General features: G+C 73.7%; 6 protein-coding genes and 1 pseudogene. All 7 read right to left on the bottom strand.

Annotation, left to right across the window (positions count from 1 at the left end):
• Positions 1 to 1137 (bottom strand): serine/threonine-protein kinase (locus P1P75_RS34180; protein WP_319262865.1); only part of this gene is annotated, 1137 nt, incomplete at its 3' end.
• A 26-nt stretch (positions 1138 to 1163) separates the two neighbouring features.
• On the bottom strand, positions 1164 to 2963 hold the full coding sequence (locus P1P75_RS34175; protein ID WP_319262864.1) for a serine/threonine-protein kinase: 1800 nt from the start codon (positions 2961 to 2963) through the stop codon (positions 1164 to 1166).
• A 92-nt stretch (positions 2964 to 3055) separates the two neighbouring features.
• On the bottom strand, positions 3056 to 4693 hold the full coding sequence (locus P1P75_RS34170) for a serine/threonine-protein kinase (RefSeq protein WP_319262863.1): 1638 nt from the start codon (positions 4691 to 4693) through the stop codon (positions 3056 to 3058).
• A gap of 90 nt (positions 4694 to 4783) precedes the next feature.
• Positions 4784 to 6568, bottom strand: a complete 1785-nt coding sequence (locus P1P75_RS34165) for a serine/threonine-protein kinase (RefSeq protein WP_319262862.1) — start codon at positions 6566 to 6568, stop codon at positions 4784 to 4786.
• 171 nt (positions 6569 to 6739) lie between these two features.
• Positions 6740 to 9241: a protein kinase gene (locus P1P75_RS34160; RefSeq protein ID WP_319262861.1), complete on the bottom strand. Its 2502-nt coding sequence runs from the start codon at positions 9239 to 9241 to the stop codon at positions 6740 to 6742.
• Positions 9242 to 9519: 278 nt separating this feature from the next.
• Positions 9520 to 11688 carry a serine/threonine-protein kinase gene (locus P1P75_RS34155; protein WP_319262867.1) on the bottom strand — a complete coding sequence of 723 codons (2169 nt, stop codon included), beginning with the start codon at positions 11686 to 11688 and terminating at the stop codon, positions 9520 to 9522.
• 205 nt (positions 11689 to 11893) lie between these two features.
• A pseudogene (locus P1P75_RS34150) lies at positions 11894 to 12140 on the bottom strand (hypothetical protein); the annotation flags it as partial.

The following is a 12140-nucleotide window of genomic DNA, read 5'->3' as shown; positions in this document are numbered from 1 at the left end:
GGCCGGGGTCGGAGTGGGGGTCGGTTGCGAGGGTGCTTCGGCCGAGGGGTCGGGATCCGAGTCGGGATCCGAGTCGGGACCCGAGTCGGGACCCGGCTCTCGATCCGGCCCGGACTGAGGCCCGGACTGAGGACCGGGCTGAGGACCGGTGGGCTTCTCCGGCTCTCCCGCGGGTTCCGCCTCCGCGCCGATCCGTATCGTGCCCACGTCGTCGCCGAACTCCCGCAGTCCCGCCGTGTCCTGCGGCTCCGTCGGTTCGGCGGTGGTGGACGGTGCCGGCCAGCCGCTGAGGGTCGCCGCCTCCAGTGCCTCGGCCGCCTCCGCCGGGGCCGGCCGCTCGTCGGGGTCGCGGGCGAGGAGGCGTATGAGGAGAGGGGCGAGGGGACCGGCCTGTTTCGGCTCGGGGAGATCGGCGGCGAGGATCGCGGCGAGCGTGGACTCCACCGTCGTACGGCGAAAGGGTGACCAGCCCTCGACGGCGGCGTACAGCAGGACGCCGAGGGACCACAGGTCCGAGGCGGGACCGGCGCCGCGGCCGGACATCCGCTCGGGGGCGATGAACTCCAGGGAGCCGACGAACTCACCGCTGAGGGTGAGGGATTCCTCGCCCTGGATGTGTGCGATGCCGAAGTCGGTGAGGGCGACGCGGCCGTGCGGGCCGAGCAGCACATTGGCGGGTTTCACGTCCCGGTGGACGATGCCGACGGCGTGCGCGGCGCGCAGCGCGCCCAGGACGGCCAGGCCGATCCGGGCGGCCTCGGGCGGGTCCAGCGGGCCGCGTCGCAGCACCTCGTGCAGGGACTCACCGCGCACCAACTCCATGACGATCCACGGCAGTCCGTCCGGCAGGCCCTCGCCCTCCTCGACGACGACATCGTGGATGGAGACCGCGGAGGGGTGGTCGACGCGCGCGGCGGCGCGGACCTCACGGTAGAGCCGGTGGGCGGCCCGGCGGTGGAACTCGTCCTGCGGGTCCCCGGGCAACCGGGGTTCCTTGACGGCCACTTCACGCTCCATGAGCAGGTCGCGGGCCCGCCACACGGTGCCCATGCCACCCGAGCCGATGCGTTCGAGCAGCCGGTAACGCCCGCCGACGGTACGGCCGTTGAAGCCCTCGCGCTCCCCGTCGTCACTCATGGCACATGACTACCACGAGCAGGGCCTCAGAGCTTGTCCACCTTCAGGTGGGCGATCGCTGTGGCCGCGACCTCCTGGCCCCGCTTCGTGAAGTCGCCCTTGCCGGGGTAGGCGATGGTGAGCTTGTACATGTCGCCCGCGGTGGACTTGTAGTACAGCGTCCGCATCTCGCGGGGGAGGGGGTTCCGGGTGTCGGTGCTGGTGTAGGCGACCGTGTTCTCGGCGGCCGGCCTGCCCTGGTACTCGGCGTTGGCGTCCGGGGAGGTCTTCGGCGCCTTCGGCATGTCGAGGGCGTACCTGCCGTTGGTCTTGTAGTCGTCGTTGTCCTCGTACATCTCGGCGGCCGCGGAGTCCTTGATGGCACCGCTGGTGTCCTCCGCCTTGCGCTCGACGGCCAGGACGACGGAGATGGCGCCGCTCGGGTCGGTGAAGCTGACCCAGTGGTCGTCGTCCGTCTCCTCCGGCTTACCGAGCACATAGTCCTTCGGTACCGCCAGCGTCGCGGTGACGTCCTTCTGGGCGCTCGTCTTCCAGTCGGCGGGCAGTCCGCCGCCGGAGGGGTCGGCGACGACCAGCCAGGCCGCGATCGCGGCGGCGACGACGGTCGCGCCGAGCCCGGTCCAGAACAGCCTGGTGCCGACCCGCAGGCCCCAGCCGGCGCGCCCGGCAGTGGCCCTGACGGACCAGCCGCCGATCGGCCCCTGTGCGTCCGGGGCCAGGACCACGGGCGCGGTGACCATCTGGGTGGGCGCCGGGGCGGGCGGGTTCGCGGCGCGCTCCAGGAGGGCGCGGACCTGCGCGGCCTGCGGGCGGCGGGCCGGGTCCTTCTCCAGCAGGCCGTTGACGGCCTCGGCGAGCGGTCCCTGCGCGGCGGCGGGTGGCGCGGGCGCCGCGTTGAGGACGGACTGGAGGGTCGCCGGGGTGTTGCTGCGGCGGAACGGCGAGACGCCCTCCGTCGCCGCGTACAGCACGACGCCCAGCGACCACAGGTCGGACGCCGGGCCGGGGCGCTGGCCCAGCACCCGCTCGGGCGCGATGAACTCGGGCGAGCCGACGAAGCCGCCGGTGTCGGTCAGGTTGGTCTCGCCCTCGATCTGGGCGATGCCGAAGTCGGTGAGGACGACCCGGTCGTGCCGGCCGAGCAGCACGTTGTCCGGCTTCACGTCCCGGTGCAGGATGCCCGCCGCGTGGGCGGCCTCCAGCGCCCCGAGCACTTCCAGGCCGATCCGGGCGGCCTCGCGCACGCCGAGGGTGCCCTCCTCCAGGGCCCCGCCGAGCGACCGCCCGTGGATCAGCTCCATCACGATCCACGGCTGCCCGTCGACGACCGCGACGTCATGGACGTTCACGACGGACGGATGGTCGAGCCGGGCCGCGGCCCGCGCCTCGCGCCGCATGCGCTCGAACGCGTTGGCCCGTTCACGTTCGGGAAGGTGGTCCGGTACGCGCGGCTCCTTGACGGCGACCTCCCGGTCCACCGTCTCGTCCTTGGCCCGCCATACGGTGCCCATGCCGCCGTGCCCGAGCTTGGCGAGGAGCCGGTAGCGGCCCGCGATGAGCCGCCCGACACCGGGTTCCTGCGGTGCGGAGGCGACCTGGGTGGCCATCGCGTAGGGGTTGCCGGGGTGCGGGACCTGAGGAGCTCGCGCAGGCTGCTGCCCATCCGGCCGCCCATCCGGCTGCTGAGACGGCTGCAGAACCGGAGGTTGCGGAGCAGGCGGTTGCTGAACCGACGGTTGCGGAGCAGGCGGTTGCTGAACCGGCGGTTGCAGAACAAAACTCGTCGTCTCGTCGGCTCCGTGGCCCGGTCCCCCGTTGTGGCTCATGCGTCCATCCATATCGCGCCAGGCGGGCCGATATCCACCGGCAACCCTCACCGGTCACAGACCCGTGACGCGAACCGCCCTTTATCTGCCCTTTATTCCGGTACGAGCGTGTCGACCGCCACGTCGAAGTACTCCCGTGCCTCGCGCGCCTTCCCGACCGGCGCCGACACCCACACGTCGTACAGCCGCCCGCCGTCCTCCCAGCACAGGTCGTACGTGTGCCGGGCACCCTCGGCCGCGTCGAAGCCGTTCCAGGTGAACTGCCAGAGAGCGGCCGGCCGGCCGGCGCGGGTGGTCTCGGTGACGCGGCCGTCACGGTAACCGGGGTTGGTGTCCGGGCCCTCGGCCGCGGCCCGCTCCATCACGCCGAGGGGGCCTCCCCGCTGCGGCACGGTGATCTTGATACCGAGCCGGAAGACCTGCCCCGCAGACAGGTAGAAGACCCGTTCGCCCTGCGGATCACGGGTGAACCCCTCCGGCACGGCGAGCGCGAACCCGGCCGGGTCGTCGACGACGCGATAGCCGGAGGGGGCGGTGGGGCGCCCGTGGGAGGGCGTCGGCGTACCGCTGGGAGTGTCACTGTGGGTGCCACTGGGAGTGCCGCTGGACGTCGTACCTGCCGTACCCGTCGCACTCGGTTCCCCCGGCGGCCCGCTCGTCACACCCGGCGCTCCCGGTGCCGAAGTCGACGGCGTGTCGCGTCCGTTGCCCTCGCGGTCGAGCAGCAGGGCCGCCGCGGACACGCCCGCGCCCGCCATCGCGGCGACCAGCAGCGCGGCGACCAGTACGCCCCGCTTGGACCGCTCGCGGAGCGGCGGGTCCGAGGCCGGGCGGTCGGGCCGCTGGTGAGGGAGGTCGGCCTGCGTGGGCGTGTACCCGGTCCGGCCCGACGGCGTACGCCCGGTGTTCAGGAAGGCGCGCAGCATCCGCTCGGCCTCCTCCGCGGTCAGCCGCCGGTCCGGATCCCGTTCCAACAGCCCCCGCACGACCGGCAGGAGCGGCTCGGCCTGCGGCGGCGTACGGATGTCGGCGAAGACGACGGCGTGCAGGATGCCGCCGAGCGAGTCGCGGCGGAACGGCGACTCGCCGCTCAACGCCGTGCACAGCAGCGCCCCCAGCGACCACAGGTCGGAAGCGGGACCGGTCCGCTCCCCCGACATGCGTTCCGGCGCGGTGTACTCGGGCGAGCCGACGAAGGAACCCGTCTCGGTGAGGGTGGTGGCGCCCGCGACCTGCGCAATGCCGAAGTCGGTGAGGACGGCGCGGCCGGTGGCGGAGTCGACCAGGACGTTCGCGGGCTTGATGTCCCGGTGCAGCACCCCGGCGGCGTGCGCGGCGCGCAGGGCGCCGAGCAGGTCGGCGCCGATCCGGGCGGTCTCACGCGGGTCTATCGGGCCGCGCTGGGCGATCCGGTCGGCGAGCGAGCCGCCCTCGATCAACTCCATGACGATGTACGGCCGTTCGTCCTCCTCGACGACGTCGTGCACCACGATGATGTGCGGGTGGCTGAGCTGCGCGACCGCGCGGGCCTCGCGCAGGGTCCGGTCGCGGCGGGCGCGGGCCTGCTCCGCGGACACGGCGTCGTCCTGGACCAGCTCCTTGACCGCGACACGCCGTCCCAGCAGGCGGTCCGTCGCCCGCCACACGATCCCCATGCCGCCGCGCCCGAGCCTCGCCTCCAGCCGGTAGCGACCCGCGATGACCCGGACGTCGTCCCCCTCGGTCCCCATGCGCCCATCATGCCCCACCGGACGCCGCGCCTCCGGGGCGCCGACCGGCCAACTCGCGCACGGGGCACGCCCGCCGGAGCGGGGCTGGGTTCAGGGGGTGCTCGGCGGCTCCCGCCAGCTCTGGAGCACCGAGGTGAACTGCCGTGCGGTGCGCGCCCAGTCCTTCGCGGGCGAGGACATGTAGATGACGTACTCGATGCCGTCCCGGGAGATGTACGTCTCCTCGATCGCGTGCCGCGGACCGGGGAATTCCGAATCCTTGGCGAGCGCGGTCCAGGTGTACTCCCACCGGGCGCCCTCGCGGTCGCGGTAGGTGTTCCGCTCGAGGGTGACCTTCTCGTAGTCGACCAGCCGCTTGAGCTGCTGGTGGAGGTCGAGCTGGTGGGCGTAGGGGTCGTCGAAGTCCGGGGAGGCGTCGATGGCGATGCGCACGAAGTGCTTGCCACCGTCGGGCGAGTAGTCGATCTGCTTGAGGTCGCCGTCGTCCTGGAACACCGACCGCTGCCAGCCCTGAGGCAGCGAGAGCCGGAAGCCGAGGGGGTCGTGGATGTCCTTCCAGGAGTCGGGTCCGGTGCCCTGCCACGACTCCTCGCCCGTGGGGGTCCGGCTGGGGCTCTGCGAGCCGGAGCCCTGCGCCGTGCCGTCGCCGCCCCAGGTCCGCAGGGCCATGGCCGTACCGCCTCCGACCAGCGCGGCGACGACGACCACGAGCGCGAGGACGCGCAGCCGGCGACGCCGGGGCGGCCTCTGGGAAGGCGCGGGCCCGCCGGACCCCAGCCCTGTCGGGCCGACGGCGGTCGAGCCGCCGGCGACGGGCTGGGCGTGCGTGCCGGAAGCGGCAGGGACGGCGGTCGCCGCGCCGGCGTGCGCTCCGGAAGCCGCCCCGGCGTACGGACCGGAGGGCGGGTACGGCGTTCCGCTGCCGCTCGTGCGGGCAGCCCCGCCGGACGCCGCGCCGGTCGCCGCGCCTGTCTGGCCGCCGGTGGCCTCGCCACCCTGCGTGCCGTGCCCCGCCGGCCCCCCGTACTGCGTCGGTATGTAGGCCTGCGCCTCGTCGGGCCGACGGCCCTCCGCCGCCTCCGCGAGCAGGCGTTCCGTACCGTCCGTGTCGGGGCGGGCGGCCGGTTCCTTGCGCAGCAGCGCGGCGATGACGGGTGCGAGCGGGCCGGCGTACCGCGGGGCGGCGGGCTCCTCCTCGACGACCGCCTGCATCGTGGACAGCGGCGAGGTGCGGCGGAACGGCGAGAGGCCCTCCACCGCCGTGTACAGCGTGGCGCCGAGCGCCCACAGGTCGGAGGACTGGCCCGGGTCGTGGCCGCGGATCCGCTCGGGGGCGAGGAAGTCGACCGAGCCGACGACCTCTCCGGTGCGGGTGATGGTGGTGTCGCCGTCGATCTGGGCGATGCCGAAGTCGGTGAGCAGGACCCGGCCGTCGTCGGCGAGGAGCACATTGCCGGGCTTGACGTCACGGTGCAGGACGCCCGCGGAGTGCGCGGCGCGCAGGGCCCGCAGCACCCACAGGCCGATCCGGGCGGCCTCCGTCGGCTCGACGCGCCCGTCCTGCTTGACGGCGTCGGCCAGCGAACGGCCCTCGACCAGCTCCATCACGATCCAGGGACGGCCGTCGTGTTCGAGGACGTCATGCACGGTGACGACGGCGGAGTGGTTGATCCGCGCGGCCGCGCGGGCCTCGGCCCTGGTCCGCGCCAGCAGGACCGTACGGTCGCTCTCGGAGACGTAGAGCGCGGCGGTCAGCTCCTTGAGGGCGACAGCCCGGTGCAGCAGCTCGTCGTGCGCGCGCCATACGCGGCCCATGCCTCCGCTGCCGATGGCGTCGACGAGCCGGTAACGGCCCGCGACGAGCAGGCCCTGCATCTGATTCACGTTGCCCCGCAATGCTCTTGACAGGGTCAGCGTAAAGACCGGCCCGCTTCCGGGGAACCAGCGGGGGGCCAAGGACACCGCACTGTGACGGTTGTCGCTTCCGCCTCCGTGACGGAACCATTCACGCCGACCGGCCGACCGGCGGGGTTACTGACCGGTCGCTCAGCCCGTGTAGCGGTAGCTGGCCGACGCCTGCTCGAACAGCCGCGTCACCTCGTCCCGCTCGGCCTCCGGACCGCGCAGCTGCACGACGTGGTACCGCCCGTCGAGCAGCAGCGCCACATTGCGGACGAACAGCTCGCGCCCGTCGCCGCCGGTCCAGGTGAACTGCCCCTCGGCGGAGGTCCGTCCGCCCACCTGGATGGTGCGAAGGCCGGAGGCGGTGGCCCAGCTGGAGTCGCGGTACGGCTGCAACTCGCTCTCCTTCTCCCGCTGGTACACCATCGGGTCGCTGCCGTACTGCGCCGCGGAGTCCCGCCCCGGCACCACGATCAGCTCGAAACCGGCGTGCGTGTAGACGACTTGACCGCGCCCGTTCTTCGGGGTGCGGTCCCAGCCGTCGGCGACGGCGAGCTGGAAGCCCTCGGCGTCCTTGCGCAGGGTGAAGCCGCCGGGCAGGCCGCCGGACTGCGTCTCGGTTGCGCCGGAGGCGGACGCGGAAGGGCTGGCGCCCGAGGCGGGAGGGCTTGCGTCGGGGCTTCCGTCGTCGGGCCGGGGCTCGCTGCTCGCGTCGGGCGCCGGGTTCGCCTGGCCCGCGGATCCGGTCCGCTCCGCGCCGCCCGCGCTGCCGGTGCCCTCCTCGCCGGCCTTGGGCATGAACATCACCGCGTACGCGACCGCCGCCGCCAGCACGAGCAGCACCACCACGACCAGGGTGCGGCCCAGACTGCGCGGCGAACGACCCGGCTCCGCCCGGCCCCGCTTGTGCCGCCCGTGCGGCGCGGGCAGCCCGGTGCGCCGTCTGCGCACCAGCTCGCCCCTGCGGCGCACGATCGGCAGACGGCGCGGGTCGGTCGGCGGTGCGGCGACGACGTAGGTGCCCGCCTCGGGTTCGGGCGCCGAGCGGACCAGCGAACGGAGCCAACCGCTCAGTTCCTCGAAGTCCAGCCGCTCGGTGGGATCCTGGCGCAGCAGCGACTCCACGACCGGCCGGAGCGGGCCGCACTCCTCGGCGAAGGCGGGCGGCTCGGCGCAGACCAACTGCACCAGCTCGGCCGTCGACTCCTCCGGATACGGCGCGTGCCCCTGCACGGCGCGGAACAGCAGCGCCCCGAGCCCCCACAGGTCGGTCGCGGGCCCGATGGGCGCGGCCAGTTGCCAGTTCTCGTGCACGGGCCCGGCCTGCTCGGGCGCCCACCGCTCCGTGACGGGCCCGACGACGGCCATCCGCGCCTGCCGCGCCCGCTCGGCCGCCAGGGCCGTGGCCGGCCCGCGCCGCACCGAGGCCCCGGCGGACGGCTCGTCCCACCGCGTCCTGGCAGGTCCCCCGCCGGCCTGCGCCGGCACGGGCGGCGCTCCGGTCCCGAGCGCCGCCGGAGCCGGTGGGCCGGCCACGCCGTAGGGATCGGCGATCTGCCCGGGCGGCCTACCTCCCACGCCCCCCGGCCCCTGCGCCCGACCACTGCCGAGGACGTACGGCGAAGGCGCCGCACCCGCGATAGCAGTACCGCTCCCGGTACCAGTACCGGTGTCGCCGTCGACGGGAGTACGGGCACCCGGCAGCGCCGTCCGGCCGTCCTGCTGCGCCTCGTGCACCCGCGCCGCGGCCCGCGCGCCCGCGCGGTACGCGGCGATCGCCCCCGCCCGCGCGGCCCGGATGTCCCCGCCCGTCTCGGCGGGTCTGCGGGCCACCGCACCGGAGGCCCCGCCCGTCGCCTCGGGTGCCGCGGCGGGCAGCCCACCGGCGGCCCGCGCCTCGATCGCAGCCCGCCGAGCGGCCTCGGGATCCACAGCGCCGAGGTGCGGCTGCTGCACCTTCCGCTCCGGTGCCTGTATCTGCGCCTGCGCCTGGCCCTGTTCCTGCGCCTGTTCCTCGTCCACCGGCACCGGGTCGTACCCGCACAGTGCCTCTTCCGCCGCTCCGACCGCCAGCCCGGTCAGCATCACCCGGCCGTCGTCACAGACGAGGACGGTGCGCGCGGTGATGTTCCGGTGCACCCAGCCGTGCGCGTGCAGCACCCGCAGCGCCATGAGCACGTCGGAGGCGACCTCCGCCGCCCGGTACGGCGTCAGCGGCTTCTCGGCGAGCAGCGCCGCCAGCGGCCGGGCGGACACCAGTTCGCTGACGACCCACAGGGAACCGCCCTCGGCGAACACGTCGAAGACCTGGTCGAGCCGCGGATGGTCGGGAATGCTCGCGGCGGCCTGCGCGGCCTCGACGGCCCGCCGTACGACGGGATCGGTGGGGCGGCGTGTACTCGCCTCCGCACTGGTGCCCCTCATGGGCCGGCGCGCGCCGCGCTCCCGTGCCGTGAACCCCTGGGGCAGCCCCTCGGCGTCGAGCACCTCGGCCTCGACGACCTCAGGCAACGGCACCTGCCGGACCAGGACTTCCTGCCCGCTGTAGGTGTCGAAGGCCCGGGTCTCGGTGAGTTCGTACTCGTCGGACGGCGGCAGCGGCAGTCGGTAGCGGTCGGCGAGTACCCGTCCCGCATATTCGTCCACGATGCCTCCCCCGGCCGCCCGGTCGGTCAGATCCGTTCGCCACACGGACCGCTTCCGCCGGATCCAGCCGGACAGCTGGATGCGTACGGTCCGCAGCCACTCACGATACGTGCCGGAGGCAACCCGCAAAGAGGGGATGCGAGATCTGGACACACCGAACCCGCCCCGAGCGCCTCCCGCACACCTGCCGACCTCCGCAGCGAACATCTGCCGCGGGCAGCCGACGTCCGCACCGAGCGCCTCCCGCAGGCGCGCCCGGCGCGGCCAGTCGTCCCGCCCTACCTCTTCGGCGTGAACGTCTCCGTGAACGTCTTCCAGGTGCTCACCCGCAGATCGCCGCCCCACGCGGCCGACTTCGCCGTGTGCATCAGGGCATGACCGAGGTGGTCGTTCACCACGAATCCGCGGTCGATCGTGCGGTACGCGGTCCCGCTCTCCGAGTAGGTGAACTCCCAGTCAGCCGTGTTCCAGCCGCGGTAGTCCACCTTCTCTATGCGGACCTTCTTGTACTGGGAGCGCTTCATGGAGCGCTCCTGGTTCTCCCAGTCCGCGACCGGGTCGTCCTTGGGCGTGGTCGTCCACCCGACCAGCAGCTTCTGCCCGTCGGGCCCGGCGAAACGATCCCCCGCACCGCTGGTGGACTGGTACTTCCAACCGGTCGGCAGCCCGATCGTGTAGCCCTGCTTGCTCACGTAGGTCGTCACGGCCGCGCCGGCTCCGCTGCCGGAGGTGCCAGAACCGGCCCCGCCGGCCGCGGCGGTGCTGCTGGGTGAGCTGCTGCCGGAGGCCGATCCGGACGCCGCGGACTCCGGCGCCGAGCCGTCCGCCCGCGCCCCGCTGTCCTCGTCGTCCTTGGTGTCGGCGGCGGCACTGTCGCTGGCGACGGCCTGGGAACCGCCGCCGCCCTTCGCCCCGTCCGGGTCGTCCTCGCCGCCACCGAGGGTGAGGGCCAGCACGGTTCCGAGCACGGCTAGGGCCACCACCACGGCGATGATCACCAGCGTCCGCTTCGGCACCACGTCGGTCAGCGGTGCCCTGGGCACCGGCCGCGGCGGCAGATCCGGCGGCGTCATCACGGGCCATCCCGAACTGCGTTGCGCGGGCCGACCGCTCGCCCCGCCCTGGCCGGGGGCCGCTCCGGTCGCGCTGCGGGAGACCGGCACGGAGGCGGAGGCACCGGTGACGGCAGCACCGGTGACGGAGGCCGCGGTGGTCGTCGCCTTCCCGGCGGCGGTCCCTTCGGCCTTGGTGGCCGCCACGGCAGCCGCCGAGGTGACGGCCCCGGTGGCCGCACCGCCCCGCGTCTCCTCCTGCGTGCCCAGGGACCTCGATGCCCCCGAAGCACCGGACCCGCCCGACACGCCAGGCGCGTTCGACGACCTGGCCCGGCCGGCGGCGGCCGAGGTGGCCGCCCCGGCCGCGACAGCGGCCTTGCGCACGGACCGCAGGGCCCCGCGCAGCTTCTCGGCCGCCTCTCCGCCGGACGAACCGGCAGACGGACTCGTCGACGAACCCGCCCTGCTTCCCACGCTCTCCGGCTGCGTCGGCAACGGCACGACCTTCGTCGCGTCCGCCGCCTCGGCCTCCCGGCGGTCCGGCGCGTGGATCACCGCGTTCAGTTTCGCCCGCGCCCCGGCGTCGTCGAGCCGCCGCACCGGGTCCTTCGTGAGCAGGCCGTAGATGACGTCCCGCAGCGGACCCGCGTTCCTCGGCTCGTCCAGCGGCTCGGTCATCACCGCGGTGAGCGTCGCGATGGCGGAACCCTTGTCGTACGGAGGTGTCCCTTCGACCGCCGCGTACAGCAGGCCGCCGAGCGACCACAGGTCGGCCGCCGGTCCGGGCTTGTGACCGCGGGCGCGCTCCGGGGAGATGTAGGAGGGCGCGCCGACGAGCATGCCCGTCGAGGTGATGGACGGGTCGCCCTCAACCTGGGCGATGCCGAAGTCGGTGAGCACGACCCGGCCGTCCTCGGCGATCAGCACGTTCGACGGCTTCACGTCGCGGTGCAGGATGCCCTCACGGTGGGCCGACCGCAGCACGTCGAGGATCGCGAGCCCGACCTCCGCCGCGCGCCTCGGCTCCAGCACGCCGTCCTCACGGATGACCTCGGCGAGCGACTTGCCCTCGACGAGCTCCATCACGATCCACGGCCGGTCGTCCTCCTCGACCACGTCGAAGACCGTCACCGCGCTGTTGTTGCGGATCCGCGCGATGGCCTTGGCCTCGCGCAGCGTCCGAGTGATCAGCCGACGCTTCTCCTCGTCGTCGATGTTCCCCGGGAACCGCAGCTCCTTGACGGCGACCGTGCGTCCGAGGGTCTCGTCCTCGGCGCGCCACACCGTCCCCATGCCGCCGCGGCCGAGTACGTCTCCCAGCCGGTACCGCCCGGCGAGGAGACGTGCGCTCTTGTCCTGACGGGATGCTCCCGCCCGCTCCGCCTCCGACATGCGTCCCCTCATGCAACCCGCCCTGACAGAGCCTTCATTGTCCCTCACCCGACAAGTGCCCGACGCCCAGGGGGCCCCTCAGGGCGCATCAGGACCGGCGCATTCCGGCCAGAAGGTGCAGCACAGTCCGGCCAATGAGCGGAACCCGGCCCCACCCGGTGTGTGAAAAGCCCCTCCGGGAGGCTTCACGGCGACCACACACGCGTCACGAAGCCCGCCCATGGACCCGGTCCCGCGCCTCCCGGCCCACCCTGCATGATGGGCCCACACCAAGGACAGGAACAGGAACAGGGACAGAAAGCGGAAGGGGAGGCGAGGGAACCCCGTGATACGGCCGCTGCTCGCGCTCCTGGCCCGTGGCGTAGGAGCGGCCGGTGACCTGTTCGACGACCAGGCCGAGCAGGACGTAGTTGGTGTTGGAGTAGGTGTAGCGGCCTAGGTCGGCCGGAGGG

The sequence above is a fragment of the Streptomyces sp. ID05-39B genome (assembly GCF_033794725.1).
Taxonomy (GTDB): Bacteria; Actinomycetota; Actinomycetes; order Streptomycetales; family Streptomycetaceae; genus Streptomyces; species Streptomyces bobili.
The sequence above is the reverse complement of the archived record's forward strand: the minus strand, read 5'-3'. Positions and strand labels throughout refer to the sequence as shown.